Source organism: Pseudophaeobacter arcticus DSM 23566, assembly GCF_000473205.1.
GTDB classification, from domain to species: Bacteria; Pseudomonadota; Alphaproteobacteria; order Rhodobacterales; family Rhodobacteraceae; genus Pseudophaeobacter; species Pseudophaeobacter arcticus.
In genome coordinates this window covers 41,141-58,738 of sequence record NZ_AXBF01000005.1, presented here as the reverse complement: position 1 = coordinate 58,738, position 17,598 = coordinate 41,141, and the positions used below count along the sequence as shown (strand labels likewise).

Annotated in this window: 17 protein-coding genes; 9 read left to right on the top strand and 8 right to left on the bottom strand. The window is 58.1% G+C overall.

What is annotated here, in order from left to right; all coding sequences use genetic code 11:
• Positions 1–13: 13 nt before the first annotated feature.
• The gene (locus ARCT_RS0101605; protein WP_027238547.1) at positions 14–799 is read right to left on the bottom strand and encodes an enoyl-CoA hydratase-related protein; all 786 of its coding nucleotides are present in this window, start codon (positions 797–799) and stop codon (positions 14–16) included.
• Positions 800–931: 132 nt separating this feature from the next.
• On the opposite strand from ARCT_RS0101605, the gene ARCT_RS0101600 reads away from it, so the two are divergent.
• The 6 genes from ARCT_RS0101600 to ARCT_RS0101575 are packed head-to-tail and all read left to right on the top strand — an operon-like array spanning position 932 to position 5,916.
• Complete coding sequence (locus tag ARCT_RS0101600; RefSeq protein ID WP_051360496.1) at positions 932–2,146, top strand: acyl-CoA dehydrogenase family protein; 1,215 nt, start codon at positions 932–934, stop codon at positions 2,144–2,146.
• Positions 2,147–2,160: 14 nt separating this feature from the next.
• Entirely contained in the window at positions 2,161–3,360 is a 1,200-nt protein-coding gene (locus ARCT_RS0101595; protein WP_036783930.1) for an acyl-CoA dehydrogenase family protein, read from the top strand.
• Between the two features lie 10 nt (positions 3,361–3,370).
• Complete coding sequence (locus ARCT_RS0101590; RefSeq protein WP_027238544.1) at positions 3,371–4,225, top strand: SDR family NAD(P)-dependent oxidoreductase; 855 nt, start codon at positions 3,371–3,373, stop codon at positions 4,223–4,225.
• Positions 4,218–5,021: an enoyl-CoA hydratase-related protein gene (locus tag ARCT_RS0101585; protein WP_027238543.1), complete on the top strand. Its 804-nt coding sequence runs from the start codon at positions 4,218–4,220 to the stop codon at positions 5,019–5,021. Before ARCT_RS0101590 ends, ARCT_RS0101585 begins: the two co-directional genes overlap by 8 nt.
• An 11-nt stretch (positions 5,022–5,032) precedes the next feature.
• Positions 5,033–5,515, top strand: a complete 483-nt coding sequence (locus tag ARCT_RS0101580) for a PaaI family thioesterase (RefSeq protein WP_027238542.1) — start codon at positions 5,033–5,035, stop codon at positions 5,513–5,515.
• Positions 5,512–5,916 (top strand): PaaI family thioesterase, encoded by a 405-nt coding sequence (locus tag ARCT_RS0101575; protein ID WP_240476194.1) that lies wholly within the window; start codon positions 5,512–5,514, stop codon positions 5,914–5,916. The genes ARCT_RS0101580 and ARCT_RS0101575 overlap by 4 nt, the downstream gene beginning before the upstream one ends.
• Before the next feature lie 18 nt (positions 5,917–5,934).
• Here ARCT_RS0101575 and ARCT_RS0101570 read toward each other — a convergent pair whose 3' ends face one another.
• Positions 5,935–7,272: a TetR/AcrR family transcriptional regulator gene (locus ARCT_RS0101570; RefSeq protein ID WP_036783927.1), complete on the bottom strand. Its 1,338-nt coding sequence runs from the start codon at positions 7,270–7,272 to the stop codon at positions 5,935–5,937.
• Between the two features lie 126 nt (positions 7,273–7,398).
• Between ARCT_RS0101570 and ARCT_RS0101565 the strand changes: the two genes are divergently transcribed.
• From ARCT_RS0101565 to ARCT_RS0101555, 3 genes are all read left to right on the top strand, one after another.
• Positions 7,399–8,160 (top strand): glucose 1-dehydrogenase, encoded by a 762-nt coding sequence (locus ARCT_RS0101565; protein ID WP_027238539.1) that lies wholly within the window; start codon positions 7,399–7,401, stop codon positions 8,158–8,160.
• Between the two features lie 119 nt (positions 8,161–8,279).
• Entirely contained in the window at positions 8,280–10,217 is a 1,938-nt protein-coding gene (locus tag ARCT_RS0101560; RefSeq protein ID WP_027238538.1) for an AMP-binding protein, read from the top strand.
• The gene (locus ARCT_RS0101555) at positions 10,214–11,068 is read left to right on the top strand and encodes an SDR family oxidoreductase (protein WP_027238537.1); all 855 of its coding nucleotides are present in this window, start codon (positions 10,214–10,216) and stop codon (positions 11,066–11,068) included. Before ARCT_RS0101560 ends, ARCT_RS0101555 begins: the two co-directional genes overlap by 4 nt.
• A 546-nt stretch (positions 11,069–11,614) precedes the next feature.
• On the opposite strand, the gene ARCT_RS0101550 is transcribed toward ARCT_RS0101555, so the two are convergent.
• The 6 genes from ARCT_RS0101550 to ARCT_RS0101525 form a co-directional block, all read right to left on the bottom strand.
• Positions 11,615–13,039 carry an aspartate kinase gene (locus ARCT_RS0101550; protein WP_027238536.1) on the bottom strand — a complete coding sequence of 475 codons (1,425 nt, stop codon included), beginning with the start codon at positions 13,037–13,039 and terminating at the stop codon, positions 11,615–11,617.
• A 1-nt stretch (position 13,040) separates the two neighbouring features.
• The gene (locus tag ARCT_RS0101545) at positions 13,041–13,436 is read right to left on the bottom strand and encodes an ectoine synthase (protein ID WP_027238535.1); all 396 of its coding nucleotides are present in this window, start codon (positions 13,434–13,436) and stop codon (positions 13,041–13,043) included.
• 5 nt (positions 13,437–13,441) lie between these two features.
• Complete coding sequence (gene ectB, locus ARCT_RS0101540) at positions 13,442–14,734, bottom strand: diaminobutyrate--2-oxoglutarate transaminase (RefSeq protein ID WP_027238534.1); 1,293 nt, start codon at positions 14,732–14,734, stop codon at positions 13,442–13,444.
• A gap of 36 nt (positions 14,735–14,770) precedes the next feature.
• Positions 14,771–15,304, bottom strand: coding sequence for a diaminobutyrate acetyltransferase (ectA, locus tag ARCT_RS0101535; protein WP_027238533.1), 534 nt, complete (start codon positions 15,302–15,304; stop codon positions 14,771–14,773).
• A 397-nt stretch (positions 15,305–15,701) separates the two neighbouring features.
• Positions 15,702–16,172, bottom strand: a complete 471-nt coding sequence (locus tag ARCT_RS0101530; RefSeq protein ID WP_027238532.1) for a MarR family winged helix-turn-helix transcriptional regulator — start codon at positions 16,170–16,172, stop codon at positions 15,702–15,704.
• Positions 16,173–16,685: 513 nt separating this feature from the next.
• Positions 16,686–17,252, bottom strand: a complete 567-nt coding sequence (locus tag ARCT_RS0101525) for a flavodoxin family protein (protein ID WP_027238531.1) — start codon at positions 17,250–17,252, stop codon at positions 16,686–16,688.
• Positions 17,253–17,598: the final 346 nt, after the last annotated feature.

Below are 17,598 nucleotides of genomic sequence, written 5' to 3'. Positions count from 1 at the left end.
CCTCCCCGCTTTGTCAGCGGCCCGTCCATTCGGGTTTGCGTTTTCCAATGAAGGCGGCAAAGCCCTCGCGCGCATCTTCTGTCTGCGCAATCCGCGGCAACAACGTTTCTGTAAAACGCATCTGCTGCGGATAGGTCATGTCTTCAATCGCGTGGCAGGCGTATTTGCCAAGCCGAATCGCCGTCGGCGATTGCGCGGCGATGTGCGTAACCAGTTCCGTAATCTTGTCGTCCAATCCGGCGCCATCGGTCACATAGTTGACCAGATCATAGCGTAACGATTCCTCGGCCGTCAGCGGGATGCCGGTGATGAACATCTCCATCAATCTGCGCCGTGGCAGTACCCGCATCATCGGCGGAACGATGGTCATGGGAAACAGCCCCACCTTCACTTCCGGCGTCCCGATTTTGGCATGATCGGCCATCACCGCCATATCGCAAGCACAGATGATTCCCGCGCCAGCTCCCACTGCCACACCATTGACGCGCGCAATGGTTGGCTTTCGGCAGGCCTGTATCGTGTCGAACAACTTGCCAGCAAAATGCATCGGATCAGACGGATCTTGCATAAACGGGCCGCCATCTCTGCCCGCTTTGAGGTCGCCGCCGGCACAAAAAGCGCGCGCGCCCTCGCCGGTCACAACGATCACCCGGCAGTCGGGGTCTGCCTCGGCGGCGGTAAGGGCTGCGATGATTCCTTCTGCAACTTCACGGTTCAAGGCGTTTCGCTGGTCTGGTCGACAAATCGTAATGCGCGTCTCATGCCCTCGGGCGTGCGAACGAACGACATTCTCAACCATTTTCGAAACCTCCCCGTTTCTTCGCCCGCTTGTTCGCAACGTGAGGTCGCGAAAAGCTTGGCTTGATCTATTTTCTAACATGTGTTTGATTTTGGTCAACACTGTAGACAGCATTTTTCGGGAGGATACAAAATGACCAGTCAGAACGAATCTGCCTTGGCTGATCTGGATGCCATCAGAGCAAATTATTCGCTAACGGATGAGCAGCGCCAGATCGTCGATCATGTGGATCGGGTGTCGCGCGAGGTCTTGCATCCGCTGCAAGCCCGCATGGACGAAGAGGAATGGTGGCCCGACGATCTGTTCAAACAAATGGGCGAATTGGGCCTTTTGGGCATCACCGCGCCCGAAGAGTTTGGCGGCTCGGGCCAGAACGAATTCACCCAAGCTTTGGTGTCCGAAGTGATTTCGAAATGGAACCCGGCGGTGGGCCTGTCGCATGGGGCGCATGACAACCTGTGCTTGAATAACCTGTTGCGCAATGGCTCAGACGAACAGATCAAAAAATATGTGCCGGGCCTGTGTTCCGGCGATCTGGTCGGGGCCTTGGGCCTGACCGAACCGGGTGCGGGATCGGATGCGCTTGGCTCTATGGCCACCACGGCGCGCCGCGATGGAGATGATTATATCATCAACGGCTCGAAGATTTACATCACCAACGGGCCGATTGCCGATGTGGTGCTGCTGTATGCCAAAACCGACAAATCCAAAGGCGCCAAGGGCATCTCTGTCTTTCTCGTCGACACCGACAACCCCGGCTTTAAGGTGGCGCAAAAGCTCGACAAAATGGGCTTCCGTGGCTCGCCCACCGGCGAATTGGTGTTCGAGGATTGCCGTGTGCCGGCCTCGGCCATGGTGGGGGCCGAGAACAGCGGCGTTTCGGTGGTGATGAGCGGTCTGGATCTGGAACGCGCGATGGTTGCTTCGGTCTGCGTTGGCATGGCCGAACGCGCATTGGAGCTGGGTCTGGAATACGCGAAGATCCGCGAACAATTCGGCAAGCCGATCGCAAGTTTCCAAATGATGCAATCGAAGCTGGCCGAGATCTACACCGAGGTCGAAACCGCCCGCGCCTTTAGCTATCGCGCGTTGGCGGCTTGTGTCGGATTGCCCAAGGGCGCCGGTGGTCGTGGCGAGATTCATAAACTGACCGCGGCGGCCTGCCTTTATGCGGGCGAAGCGTTCAACAAGGCCGTGACCGAAGCCTGCCATATTCACGGCGGCTCCGGCTACATGCAGGACACCGAGATCAACCGGTTGTTCCGCGCCAACAAACTTCTGGAGATCGGGGCGGGCACCAGCGAAGTTCGCAAGATCATCATCGCCGAAGAACTTTTGCGCGCCTGAGGGAGGACCCAGCCATGACCAAGCAATTACGCAACGATATCGACCTTCCGACACATTTCATGACGGATGAACAGCAGGCGCTGGCCGATCAAGCCGGCAAGTTTTTCATGTCCGAATTCCATCATCTGAATGCGGAAATGGACGACACCGATGATCTGCCCGCCTCGGTTTTCCCCAAGCTGGGCGAGATGGGCTATCTCGGCCTGAACGTGCCGCCGGAATTTGGCGGTGCCGGTCTGGATTTTACATCCGCCTGCATCATCACCGAACAGATGTCACGGGCATCGGCCGCCATCGGATTGACCCATGTCGCGCATGACAACCTGTGCGTCAATAATATCTACCGCAACGCCAATGACGATCTGCGCCGCAAGTATTTGCCGGGGCTGTGCAACGGCACGCTGATCGGGGCTTTGGGCCTGACCGAACCCGGTGCGGGGTCGGATGCGCTTGGCTCGATGCGCACGACGGCGAAGAAGGATGGCGACGATTACATCCTGAACGGTGCCAAGATCTACATCACCAACGGGCCGATTGCCGATGTGGTGCTGGTCTATGCCAAAACCTCGCCCGAGAAGGGCGCCAAGGGCATTTCTGCCTTTATCGTGGAGACCGATACGCCTGGTTTCAAAGTCGCGCAGAAACTCAACAAGATGGGCTTTCGCGGCTCGCCCACCGGCGAATTGGTGTTCGAAGATTGCCGTGTGCCTGCCAAAAACATGGTTGGCAAATTGGACGGCGGTGTTGCGGTCACAATGTCGGGGCTGGACCTTGAACGCGCCATCGTTTGCTTCAATGCCTTGGGCATTGCGCAACGGGCGCTGGATATTTCCATCGACTACGCCAAGACCCGCCAGCAGTTCGGCAAACCGATTGCCAGTTTCCAGATGGTGCAGGCGATGTTGGCCGATATGTATACGCGCCTTGAAGCGGCGCGCAGCCTATCCTTGAAAACCGTTGCCATGTGCGAGGGTCTGGAAGAGGGCGAAGGCGGACGCGGCGAGATTCACAAGCTGACCGCCGCCGCGATTTTCAAGGCCGCCGAGGTGACGTCATTCGTGCTCGACAAGGCCGTCCAGATCCACGGCGGCTCTGGCTATATGCGTGATACCGAAGTGAACCGGCTTTACCGGACGGGCCGCGTGCTTGAAGTCGGCGCGGGCACCCAGGAGGTGCGCAAGCTGATCATTTCTGGCGAACTTTTGAAAAACTGAGGGGGAAAATATGACTGAAACGAAAGTATCGCGTTACGCGCCGGACCTGATGGCCGGCCAAGTGGCTCTTGTCACCGGATCGGGTTCCGGGATGGGGCGGGCAACCGCGCTAGAGATGGCGTCTTGCGGGGCCAAATTGGCGCTGTTTGCGCGCCGTGAAGAGCCATTGGAAGAAACCGCTGAAATGATTCGTGCGGCGGGGGGCGAGGCATTTGTCGTGCCCGGAGATACTCGCGACGAGGACAGCATCGAAGTCGCAATGGGCCGCATCAAGGACCATTACGGACAGCTTGATGTTTTGGTGAATAACGCCGGAGGCCAGTATATCGCCGCCGCGCGCGACATCACCAACAAAGGTTTCGAGGCGGTGGTTCGCAACAACCTGATCGGATCGTGGCAAATGACCCGCGCCGTCGCGGATCATTTCATGTATGAGAACGGTGGGTCGGTGGTCTTCGTGACCGCGATTTCCGCGCGCACGGCCCTCACCGGCTTTACCCATACGGTTGCCGCCCGCGCCGGTGTGACCGGTATGATGAAAACTCTGGCCGCCGAATGGGGCGAATATGGTATTCGTCTGAACTGCGTCGCGCCCGGAACGATCAAGACCGAGGCGCTTGGCCGCTATCCAATTCCGCCTGAGCAGTGGAAAAAGCTGAACCGTTCGGTCCTGAACCGGATGGGCGCGGCCGAGGATATCGCGGGTACGATTATTTTCCTCGCCTCGAAGTTGGGCAATTTCGTCACCGGCGAAGATATTTATATCGATGGCGGAGAAACCTTGCACATGGGGCATGATGCCCGCGATATGATCAATCCCGAGATGTTTGACAATCGCGAACGTGGAGACGGAAAAGATGAGTAAGCCTTGTGTCCTTCTGGACGTCAAAGACCGCATCGCCACAGTGACGTTGAACGATCCGGAGCGCCGCAACCCGATCACCGGCAACGATATGATCGAGGCGCTTTTGGAAACCTTTGCCAAGGTGCAGGCCGACCCCGAGGTCAGCGTCATGATCCTGACAGGGGCCGGTTCGGCATTCTGTGCCGGCGGTGACATCAAGGAAATGAACGATCCCGACAGCGTGTTCCGCAAGGAACCTCTCGCTGCGGCGCAAAGTTATGTCGATGGTGTGCAACGTCTTCCACAGGCGATCTATAATCTCGACATCCCGACCATCGCGGCCGTTAACGGCGCGGCGGTTGGCGCGGGATGCGATTTGACGATGATGTGCGATATGCGCATTGCATCGGAAAAGGCAAAGTTCGGCGAAGTATTCCTGAATCTCGGAATTATTCCGGGCGATGCGGGCAGCTGGTTCCTATTGCGCCGTCTGGGCCATCAACTGGCCGCCGATTTGACCTTTTCGGGCCGTATGGTCGAGGCCAAAGAGGCGTTGGACATCGGCATGGTGCTTGAGGTTGTGCCGCACGATACGCTGTTGGATCGGGCCCGCGAACGCGCGGCCGTGATCGCCGCCAAGCCACCGCGTGCGGTGCGCGTGGCTAAACGCCTGATGCGCAATGCCGAACGGATGGATCTGCCGGACTTCCTGAATTCCGCAGCGGCCTATCAGGCCTTGATGCATCAAACCGAAGACCACCACGAGGCGATCTCTGCGTTTATCGAAAAACGAAAACCCAATTTTACTGGGCGCTAAGGAAAGAACGTATGGCTGAAATCAGCAAAGAGAAGATGGAGCAAATCGCGCAGATGTGGAATGCGCGTGGCAAAGGGTTGATCACCCATATGGCACTCGAAATCGAAGAGGTCTCGAGTGACGGCGTGCGGGTTCGCATGCCGTTCAATCCGGACTTTTGCGTCGATCAAGATCAAACCCTGCTCCATGGCGGGATTCTGACCGCCCTTTTGGACAGTGTTTTCGGTCTGGCGAACTTTGTGGCCATCGAGGGCGTCAGCACGATGGCGACCCTCGACCTCAGAGTTGACTATCTGCGTGCGGCGCGTTCGCGCGCAGATGTCATTGTGCACGCGCATTGCTTCCGCAAAACCCGCCATATTGCCTTTAATGCCGGTAGTATTTGGTTCGATGGCCATGAGGATGCGGAAATCGCCCGCGGCACTGCCTCGTTTGCATTAACGCGCGGTGACGTCAGTCTATTCGACGCGATGACAAAAGGAAAAGCCTCGTGATTGATTTGGAAACTGTAAACGCCAACGCATCCCGAGTGCCGTTCTTCCGGTTTCTCAACTTCGAAGTTCAGAGCTTGGATAGCCTCCATGCCGAAGCGGAGATGACCTTTGAAGAACGTCATATCGGCAATCCGGTCATGGAACATTTCCATGGCGGCATCATCGCGAGCTTCATGGAAGCAACGGCGGCCATCGCCGTCCATCCTGATTTCAGCGAAGCCCCGGCCAAGCCGATCAATCTTACGGTGGATTATTTGAGACCTGGCGTGAAGGGCCCACTCTTTGCCCGTGCAAATGTGACCCGCAAGGGCAAGCGGATCGCAAGCGTCAGCGTGATCACCTGGCAAACAGACCGGGATAAACCTGTCGCAGAGGGATTGTATCACTTCCTATTGGTGTGATTGTGAAAGGGGCTGCGGTTAACGCGCCCCTTTTTCTTCTTCTGAGAAGGTGACGTTTTCCCTGTCACAAATGCCCTCAAGAAGCAATTTGATGAGCATGCCGGAGAATTCGGACAAAGACAGATACCCATCTACGCCGGCCTTGTCCGAATCAAACCATTCCACCGTCCAATTCAGCGCGCCGAGCATCACCTGACGCAACGGGACAATTTTGATGTCCGATCTAATCGCATCATCTTCTTGTGCGTCGCGCAGGATTTTATCCCAGAGCCTGCCGTATTGATGCCGGATGCCTCTATGCCGCTCCCTGAGTTGATTGGGGAGCATGCCATAGCTTCGGATGTTCGCGGAGGTGAACTCGCTTGCCTTGAACAGAAAATGCAAATGGGTCCAGATCGCAGTCGCGATCCGGGCATGGTGATCATATGGCGGCTGGAACTCGTCGGCTGCGGCGCTGACGCCAGAAAGCAGATCGCTCAACCCGGCGTTCAGAACCTCGTCGACGATCGCTTCCTTGGATTTGAAATGGTAATAGACGCTGCCCGCTTTCATATCGGCATCGTCTGCGATCTGACGCAACGTCGTGGCCTTGTATCCGTTGTCTCGTAGAACACGCGCCGCAGCTTTCAGGATTTCCGCCCGGGTTTTTGCCGCCTTGCCCGAGGTTTCAACAGCTCTGAACATAATATCACTGGGCATCTTCCGCCCGGCGGTGTCGGCGCTTTGTTGTGAACACATTCCGTCAAGGATGAGCGTGCTCATACGTTCGGCGAGGAGGTTCACCGGATATCGGTTCACGTCATACCATTCGACCGTCCAATTCATCGCGCTGAGCACGAATTGCCGAATGGCCGAAATAGAAATATCCTTTCTCAAAAGGCCGTCACGCTTGGCCTCTTCGAGAAAATCGCTCCAGACCTGCGCGTAAGAGGCGCGCAACTCACGGTGCGGAGCACGTGCTTCATCCGACAACATCGGATAATTTCGGATATTGGCCGAGGTATAGTCGCTGGTGGTCAAAAGGTAGGTCAGATGTGTTTCAATGAGCTGCGAGAAGGTTTCCCGAAACCCGATTGATTGATCTTGCGCGGAACGGACGATTTCACTGACGCTTTCGTAAAGCTCGCGAACACCGATATCGAGCACCTCACTCAGAATCTGGTCCTTCGATTCAAAATGATAATAGATGCTTCCGGCTTCAATGCCGGATTCTTGCGCGATGTCGCGCATTGTCGTCGCGTAATAGCCTTCATGCCGAAAAAGCCGAGCGGCCGCAGCAAGAATGCCCTCGCGTGTCCTTTCGGACTTACTTAGATCGTCGACGATTGTTTTAACCACATCATACTGTTCTACCATCCCGTGTCGATACTTGTCAGCCGCAAGGCTGTCCATTGCAATAAATCTAACAACTGTTAGAATACACCAAAGAACCATCGAATCAAGTTCTTTGCTACGATTTTAATGCAAGAGGAGGACCTTCATATGCGAGGGCTGAGTGGAAAACGGGTAATCGTGACAGGCGGCGGCAGCGGCATTGGTCGCGCGGTTTGCGAACGGTTTGGACAAGAGGGCGCTGAAGTCGCTGTCTTCGATATGAATGAAAAAGGCGCGCAAGAAACAGCACAGCTGATTCAGGACGCCGGTGGGAAAGCCACGGCTTATAAGGCGGATATCACTGACCGCGCTGAAGTCGATAAAGCGGTTGCTGCCTTCGAAGCGGGCGGTCCGATCGACGTGCTGGTGAACAACGCGGGTTGGGACGTGATCAAACCGTTCCTCGATACCGATGCCGATCTTTGGAAAAAAGTCATCGACATCAACCTCTATGGCCCGCTGAACATGCATCATGCGGTGCTTCCGGGCATGGTCAAGAACGGTGGCGGCCGCGTGGTCAACATCGCGTCGGACGCTGGCCGTGTTGGGTCCTCGGGTGAGGCTGTGTATTCGGCTTGCAAAGGTGGGATCATCTCCTTCACCAAAACTGTGGCGCGGGAACTGGCGCGCAAGGGTATTCAATTGAATGCTGTTGCCCCCGGCCCGACCGACACGCCGCTGTTTGCCCAAGTTGCCGAAGGCGAAGCCGGTCAAAAGATCGCAGAGGGTCTCAAGCGGGCCATCCCGATGAAACGTCTGGCACAGCCGGCCGATTATCCCGGCGCCATTTGCTTCTTGTCGTCCGACGACGCCGGTTTCATCACCGGTCAGGTGATTTCGGTCTCTGGTGGTCTGTCGATGCACGGTTGACCGTTGGCGGCGGCCGCGTCTGTCACAGGGCACGGCCGCCAAGCCATATTCAAGAGGGTTACCTCCCAAACTGGCCGCGCCAACGGCGCGGCCCTTTTTGCGTTGAAGAAAGATAAAACATGTTTCAGCCAGCTTCTGACATTCAGCGTTCAAGCACACTTACAGCCTTCCTGAAGGAGTGCGGTGCGGACAGCTATGAGGACCTCGCCCGCCGGGCCAATGACGAGCCGGACTGGTTCTGGGGTCGGGTTATCGACTACGCCGGAATACGGTTCTCCCGCCCCTACACCAAGCTACGAGATATGTCCGATGGGCCAGAATCGATCAAATGGGCCGTTGGCGGCGCTTTGAACCTCACGGAAACCTGTCTTGACGCCCGTATCGAGGACGGACTTGGCGACAAAATCGCAATCGACTGGGTCGGCGAGGACGGAAGCCGCCGCAGCTGGACCTATACCGAGCTTGCCAATGAGGCCGCGCGCATCGCGTCGGCGCTGTCCAGCCGCGGAGTGAAACCCGGTCAGGCGGTGGGTATTTACATGCCGATGATCCCTGAAATTCAGGCCGCGCTTTTGGGGATTGCGCGTTTGGGTGCCGTGGCGGTGCCGCTGTTTTCGGGGTTTGCACCGCATGCCATCATCAGCCGTCTCAACGATGCCGAAGCCGTGGCGGTGCTGACCGCAGATGCATCGCCGCGTCGGGGCACGCCCGTCTGGATGGAGGCCAAACTGGCCGAAGCCCTCGAAGAGGTGCCCTCGACCCATACCGTCATCAGCCTGCGCCGCTTTGATGGCGCGGTGGCCGTTCCGGCCCGTGATCTCGATTGGCAAGAGACCGTCGGAAAGGCCGATCCGGCCTATCCCGCGCATCCGGTAGAGGCGGACGCGCCGCTGCTCATTGCCTATACCTCCGGGACCACCGGACGCCCCAAGGGCGTGGTGCACACCCATCTTGGCGTGCAGGCCAAGGCCACATCCGATTTCCTGTTGGGGCTCGACATGAAACGCGACGACCGGCATCTGTGGATGACCGATATGGGGTGGGTCATGGGACCGCTGACGCTTTTGTCGGTGCTTTTGTCGGGGGCGACCCTGGTTCTGGCCGAGGGCGCGCCATCGATGCCCGGCGATCCGTTTCGGCTTTTGCGTCTCGCGTCAGAAATGAAAGTCACACATATGGGTGTTGCGCCGACCTTGGTGCGGCAATTCATGACGCAAGATCGCGCGCCGCTGTCAGGTTATGATCTGTCGCCGTTGCGCATCGTCGCCTCGACCGGCGAGCCTTGGACCGACGACGCATGGCTTTGGCAGCTTGACCATATCTGTCGCCGCCGCGCGGTGCCGTTGAACATTTCCGGCGGGACCGAGCTTTTTGGCGCGATCCTGACGTCGACCGTGCTGCATGAGATCAAACCCGGCGGGTTTTCTGCGCAGGCACTGGGTGTCGGGGCCAAGGTGCTGCGCGAGGACGGCAGCGAAGCCGCCCTTGGCGAGGTCGGCGAATTGGTCGTGACCCAACCGCCCATGGGATTGACGCCGGCCATCTGGGGCGACCGCGAGCGGTATTTGGAAACCTATTGGTCCACCTTCCCCGGCATGTGGCGGCACGGCGATTGGGTGCGCTGCGACCCGGACGGCACATGGTATATTTTGGGGCGCTCCGACGACACGTTGAACATCGCCGGCAAACGCATCGGCCCGCCCGAGATCGAGGCCGCCCTGACCGAAACCGGAAAAGTGGTGGACGCCGCCGCCATCGCGGCGCCCGACGATATCAAGGGCGTGGCCGTGGTGTGCGTCTGCGTGGTGGCACCGGGGGTGACCCCCGATGATGCCCTTGTCGAACTGCTCAAAAATCAGGTGGGCGAGATCGTCTCGAAACCCTTCCGCCCGCGCGAGATTTATTTTGTTGAGGGATTGCCCAAGACCCGCAGCATGAAAACCATGCGCCGGATCGTGCGCGCGGCCTTCCTTGATGAAGACCTCGGTGACCTGTCATCCGTCAACAATCCCGAAACCATCCCGCCCATTGCGGCGCTCAGAAAGGAAAAGCCATGATCACAGTCTTTGGAGCCACCGGAACCACCGGCGCACCGCTTGTTGAGACCCTTCTGGCCAAGGGTGCGGACGTGCGCGCCGTGACCAGCGATCCTGCCAAGATTGACGGGCTGAAGGCCAAAGGATGCGAGGCCGTCACCGCGAGCTTCACCGACCCTGCCGCGCTGGAACAGGCCTGTGCCGGAGCCGAAAAGATCTATCTGGTGACCCCTGCGCATCTGGATATGCGTCAGTGGAAGGCCAATGCTATTGCGGCGGCCAAGGCCGCAGGTGTGAAACATGTGGTTCTGGCCACCGGACTTGGCGCATCGCCCAAGGCGGGGCTGACCTTTGGCAAATGGCATTCCGAAAGTCAGGAATTGCTAAAGGAAAGCGGCCTTGACTGGACCTTTGTGCAGCCGACCTATTTCATTCAAAACCTGATGTGGCAGGCCGATAGTATTGCAAAGAATGGGGTGTATTACGACGATCTGGGCGGACCCGTGTCCTGGATCGACGCCCGTGATATCGCCGATGTCGCCGCCGAGGCGTTGACCGGTACGGATCACGCGGGCAAGGGCTATGGCGTGACCGGCCCCGAAGCGCTCACCGGCGACGAGATCGCGGCGGTTCTGTCCGAGGTGACCGGCAAACCCATTACTTCGGTGACCCTGTCCGCCGATGAGGCCAAGGCGGCCATGGTCGCGGGCGGAATGCAGGACGAAGTCGCCGCCGCGATGGTGGAACTGGCCTCGATCGCGCCCAAGGGATACCTCGGAGGCATTGAAACCACGGTCAGTGATGTGCTCGGACGTCCGGCGCGCAGCTTCCGCGATTTTGTCACCGAGAATCGGGACGCCTTCGTTCAGTGACCAGACGGCTGCGCCGCTCGATTTTGAGCTAACACGCTCCGCAGGTGTGGCGGCGCAGCTGGATCAGATTCTCCTGCGCGGCGGTGGACGCGGGCGGTGCGCCGCCATCTTTTCTGTGAGGTCCGGCAGGGCCGGTGACGGCAATTTGCCTGTGTCGCTCGCGCGCCCTGTTGCGGCCCGCGCAGTTTCCACCGCCTCTTCTGTTGCCCGGGACTGCAGCGGACGCGCAAGATGTGATCCAACACCGGCGTGCCAAGGTGGTTCGGCCACGCAGTGCGCCGTGTTTTCATGGGTTCCGGCTGTCTTTTGGGCTTTTGCTCGGCGGCGCATCGCAACGATGGGCCAAGGTAGGCCGTCACGGATGAATCGGGCGAAGTGAGAGCACGCGGTGGTGCAATGTGCCCGATAAAATGATGATGGGCACGGCCGACATGCGCGGCATGGCGTCGGATCGGGCGGATGCGGACCTCATTCCCTTCAAGATCTGCGACAGGGCCTATCCGCGCATTGAAAGGCCCCGTCAATTCGAGAGGTCTGAAACGCGTATCAGGCCGCGCGTTTTAGGCGTGGCTCATGCTTTTCGATCAACTCTGCATGCAAGCTCTGGATCGCAGGTTTCAACGCGTCCTGATCAAGAACAAACTGCACATCGACACTTCTTGGACCTTGGCTGGCGCCCACCACTTCGAGACCTGCCTCCTCCAGCGCCCGCAGTCCGCGCAACAACACCGATAGGGACGTCAGGTCGCGGCCAATCGCTGACACCATGGCCAACCGGCGCGTGGTGATATCGGCCGAAGGATAATGCGTCGTGAGATCTTTTTCGATCCGGCGCATGTTTTTGAGCGAGGTGTCGAGATAATGCGTGATGGTGTTGGCGTTCGACACCTTTGACACGATCGGGACATTGTGGCGCTTTAGGACCTCGAGGATCGTGGCGTCATAGCCTTTCACTCCGACCATGTCCTGTTCAAACACTTCAAGTGTCACGATTTCAAGACCCGTGATGATTTCGACACCCGGTTCCTCAGCGGGTTGATCGTCGATCAGCGTGCCCGGATCCTCTGGCTCGAACGCGTTGGTGACGCGCAGCGGGACTTTGGCCTGACGCAATACTTTTGCGGCTTTGGGGTGGATTGCTTCCATCCCCATGTTCGACAGTTGGTCGGCGACGTCGTAATTTGTCCGGCCGAGCTTGCGAACCGTTCCTTCCCCAACCAGCTTTGGATCGCAGGACGACAAATGGAATTCCTTGTGGATGATCGCCTCGCGTGCGCCAGTCTGTGCCGCCAGCCGCGAAAACGTCACCTCGGAATAACCCCGGTCATATTCCCCCATCAACCCTTCGGCGCATTGCGCATAGCCGGTCACGATCGGCATCTCGGTGCTAGGATCCACGCCCTCAAAGGCCTTGGCGATCCTTTCGTTCAAGGTCACGTCGCCCTCGTCGCGCCAGCCCGACAGATCGACGAACCGCGCATTCACGCCCGCACGTTGCAGCAACAGCATGCTGACAAAAGCCGAATGCGCCTCGCCCAACCCCGAGAGCAGTTCGCGGGTCTGGGCCATGTGCTCTGCCAGACGGAAATGGCCGTATGAGCACAGCCGCTGCAGGTCAATCAGACAGCCGCGCGCGCCGTGCAGGCGTTCATCGACAAAGGCATCTGCCTGTTGAAGATCTGCGGAATGGCTGAGAATGCGGCCATGCGCTTTTTTCATGGCTTCGGCCACAGAGTCGAGCTGATCGTGCCAACCATGGTTGGTATCGTCATTGGCGAAATAGGCATAGACCCCCGGCGCACCGGTTTTCTTGTGCTCCAGTAGAAGATCCGTGATGCCGCCAAATGCCGACACCACAAACACGCGCCCGTACAGGTCAGCCCCTTCGCGGCCCCCGATGAAGAGGGTATCGCGCAGTTCATCCAGACGGGACATTGATGTCCCGCCGATTTTCTCAACTGTGTGGCTCATATCAGGCCTCGTCGGCGGCTGCGTAAGACCCGTCTTCGCGGTGCACTTCGGTGCCGGTGACGGGCGGATTAAAGCAGCAGGCCATGACCAGTTCTTCCTCTGCGCGCAGGATATGGCGGTCATGATCGTTTAGCGCATACATCACCCCCGGCACAATCTTGTGGGTTTCGCCGGTGGCGAGGTCGGTGATCGACCCCTTGCCCCGCATGCAATAGACGCTTTCAAAGTGGTTCTTGTATTCGAAAGTATGTTCGGACCCCGCATCCAGCGTCGTGATGTGAAAGGAAAATCCCATTCCGTCATCCGCCAGCAGCAACCGCACCGAGGTCCAGCTTGCATCCGAAACCACGCGATCAGGTTCGTTTTCGACAATTTTGTTAAAGTCTCTGACAATCATGTCTTTTACTCCGCAGCTATATTGGTCGTTTCGGTCAGCGTCTCACGTGCAGCTTCGAGCAGGATGTCAAAGCCCTGGCCAAAGGTTTCAGGTGACGTTGTCAGCGGTGCAAGCACTTTGACGACCTGATCCTCGTTGCCAGAGGTTTCTATCACCAGTCCCTTGTCATAGGCGCGCGCGCAAATGTCGCCTGCCAACTTGCCCGAGCCGACATCGACCCCCTGCATCAGGCCGCGGCCCTTGAGTTTGGCACCGGGGATGAGCGCCGCCAGATCGGACAGCGCATCGTGGATCAGATCGGACTTTTGTGTCAGCTCGTTCTGGAACGTCTCGTCGGCCCAGAATTTTTCGATCGCGACGCGTGCGGTGACAAAGGCGTGAGTGTTGCCGCGAAACGTGCCGTTGTGCTCGGCCGGCTCAAAGACATCATATTCTGGCCGCACCAGCACCAAGGCCATCGGCAGGCCAAATCCCGAAAGTGATTTCGCCATGGTCACGATGTCCGGGGTCACGCCCATCTCCTCGAAGGAAAAGAACGTCCCGCAACGGCCACAGCCGGCCTGAATATCGTCGATGATCAACAGGGCCCCATGCTTTTTGGCCAGTTTGGCGATGCGCCGGACCCATTCGGGACGGGCGACGTTCAGCCCGCCTTCGCCCTGCACGGTTTCAAGGATAATTGCTGCGGGCGCGTCGAGCCCGCTGGAGCGGTCATCAAGCATGGCCTCCAGATAATCCGCCGTGTCCGACTGACCTGCGATATATCCGTCATAGGGCAGGCGTGTCACGCCATTGAGCATCATGCCCGCGCCCCCCCGGTGGTAGGAATTTCCGGTCGCGGCCAAGGCCCCTGCCGTGACACCGTGAAACCCGTTGGTAAAGGCGATGATGTTGGTGCGCCCGGTAACCTTTCGTGCGATCTTCATCGCCGCTTCGACGGCGTTGGCCCCGGTGGGGCCGGTGAACATCACCCGGTGGTCCATATCACGGGGGGCCAGAATGTGCCGTTCGAAGGCGGCGAGAAAGCTTCCTTTGGCCCCGGTGTGGAGATCAAGACCATGGGCGATGCCGTCGCCCGCAATGTGGTCGATCAGCGCCGCCTTCATATCCGGGTCGTTATGGCCATAGTTCAGCGATGAACATCCGGCAAGGAAATCGATCCAGCTGCGCCCGTCGGCATCTTTCAGTTCCGAGCCGCTGGCACTTTGAAACATTGCGGGCATTCCGCGGCAATAAGAGCGCACGGCGCTTTCGCGGCGATCAAAGATAGTAGAGAAGTCGATCATATCCGAAGTCATGAAACGTCCTATTTGATTTATTACGGGGAAAATGGTTCAGGCAGCGCGGGCCATCGCCTCTGGGGCGGGCAGCGTGACTGTCACCATGTGTTCGGTATCGTGGAGCCCTTCGAAATGCGTTTCACATTCGAAGTGCGGTGCATCAGTGAGTTCGCCGCCGATATCTCGGGCCAGACTGCGAAACAGCGACCATGATGCGTCGTTGTCTTTGGTGATGGTGGTCTTGAGATGCGTCGCCGCATCGCAAGCGTCGCGTTCGATCAGCTCGCGCAGCATGGTGCGGCCAAGTCCGAGGCCACGCGCCTTGGGGCTGACCGCCACTTGCCAGACGAAAAGCTCATCGCGCGCGGGAATCATGTGTCCTGATATCCAGCCAACGATCTCGCCATCCATTTCGGCGACGACACAGGTGTCGCGGAAATGGTCGGCCTGAACCAGATTGCAGTACATCGAATTTTCGTCGAGCGGCTTGCAGGCTTTTACCAGCGCCCAGATGTCGGCCCCATCCGTCGTATCGGGTTTGCGCAGATGCGGCATCTGCGTTGCGGAGTTTTCGATATCTTTCGGCATGGGTCTAACCTCTCGTTTATTAGCTAAGCTAAGTAGTGCGCGATGGTTAGAACGTCAACCCGAACCCCAAAATACCCAAATAGGCGGCGCTCCACAGTCAGAATTCATGCAAAATGCCTGTGGCGAATGCTTTTTGCCTCATGGGCAAGGTGAGTCACTACTTCGACAGTGCTAATCATTTCAATTGAATTGTTAGGCGTAAGGGGTTCACACGCGGCGTGAGCCGCACCTGCTCTGGGCAAGTAAACACCTGCCATAGGATCGGAAGGGGGTCGCGCAGTCGCGTCGATGGTGAAATGTCATGCGTGATCTTAGCCGCTGCGGGCATGCTTTATTCTTGGCACGTGCGCCCGCATGACCGGCGGTCATTCAGCGCTTTGCCACATTTATTGTCGCCCTATTGCCGCAGATCACCGGCATCCAGCACTGGCGCGGCGTCAAGCTCTTCAGCATCCAACATCGTGGCGACGCGCTCCAGTGATGCAAGCAGCATTGCCTGTTCCCACTGCTCCATTTCCTTGAAGCGGCGCACATAGCGTTGTTGCAGCGGGTCCGGCGCATTTTCAATCGTGCGGCGGCCATGTTCGGTAATGATGATATTGGTTTGCCGGCGATCGGCTTGCGATTTTTCACGCATGACCATCCCTTGCGCCACCAGCTTGTCGACAAGGGCCGTGATTGTGGCCTGGCTCACCCGCATCCGGGTGGAGATTGCCTTGCCTGTGGTCTGACCCGTTTCGGCCACAACTTGCAGCACGCGGAACTGGACCGCAGTCAAGCCTGCCGACTGCGCCAACTCCCGCCCGAACATCTCGGTCGTGCGCAGAATGCGGCGCAGAGCGACAAGGCTGCTGTCAATTCGATCCATGGAGGCCATCCTTGTGGTGTATCAATAATATTTGGCAGGATTACCACCATGCATCAAGCAAATTCACCAGAATAAGTTTCGTTTTGCTAATTACTAAATGGCTGCCCTTGGCGTAACTGACGCGCATCAAGCACTATTTTCGCGGGAATTGAGGCTTTTTGGCATTTGCAATACTTTGATCATCAAAGCAAATGTGGGCGACGGGGTCATCAGGGTGTGCCCGTCTCGTTGTTGTCCTTTGCGCCGCAGCTTTGTTTATCTGGCACGCGCAAACAGCCACCCCGTCAATTGACGAACGGTTTTGATGTGTCGCCGATGTGGTGGAGCGGGGCAGAATCCAAACCATTTGCGAAATGCGCGCCTAGGTTTTCACGCACAGGACAGCAAACTGGTCGTGATGGCGGCCGAAACGCGAATTGGGCGGTGTGGCGCTGCTGAATGGTGGGCGCTTGCGCCAAAAGCGCTCCGGCCGCCGCGCGCTCGGGCGGCCGGAACATGTATTGCAAAACCGGATCAGCGGCTGGCGACTTCGGCCAACCGTTGGCCATAGGCGCGCGCGGTATCCAGATCGCCGCCTGTCGGATACTCCTCGGGGGAGCTGTCAGAGGGGGCAATCGCCAGAAGGCCGGAATACCCGCCCGTCCAGTTCAGCTTTTCCGGGCCGTCGGCCTTGGTGTTCGCTGGCATCAAGCCAACGCCGCACCAGAGCTGACCATGTTGCTGAGACAATGTAATGAACTGCTGGATGGTCGAAAACTTGTCGCCATTGACTGTGGCCGAGGTGGTAAAACCGCCGCCGATCTTGTCCTTCCAGTTTTGCGTAAACCAAGGCTTCGAGCTGGCATCGGCGAACTTTTTGAACTGCCATGCGGGGCCGCCCATATAGGTCGGGCTGCCATAGACGATGGCATCGGCCGCATCGAGCGCCGCCCATGCTGCCTCGTTCAGCTCTCCGTCTTCGGACAGTTTCAGCAATTCGACCTCGGTGCCCTCGACACCCTTGGCCCCTTCGGCAACGGCCTTGGCTTGCACTTCTGTGTGGCCATATCCGCTGTAATAGACAATCGCGACTTTCGTCATGGTTCGGTACACCTTTTGCTTGAATTCTAATGGCTCCGACCTAGGAAGGTTGGCTCCCGAATGAAAGCGGATTGTGTTTTCGAACCAAAGCCGCAGCCGGTTGCTCCGACTGTAGAGGATTTTCAGAATTTCCAGTAAGTAATTGTAATATAATAAAAATATAGATACGTTAGGCGTTCACTCAAGGGCCTGTGAGCGCAGCCGCACAACCATTGTGCGCCGAGTGCGTCATAGGTTGCGCGGTTTTTCATCGGCGGCCAGATCCCTGACGTCTGCCGGTCGACCTTGCGAAGGGTCCATAGCGGCGATCCGTGAAGCGGACTGAAGTGAAATCACGCGATCACAT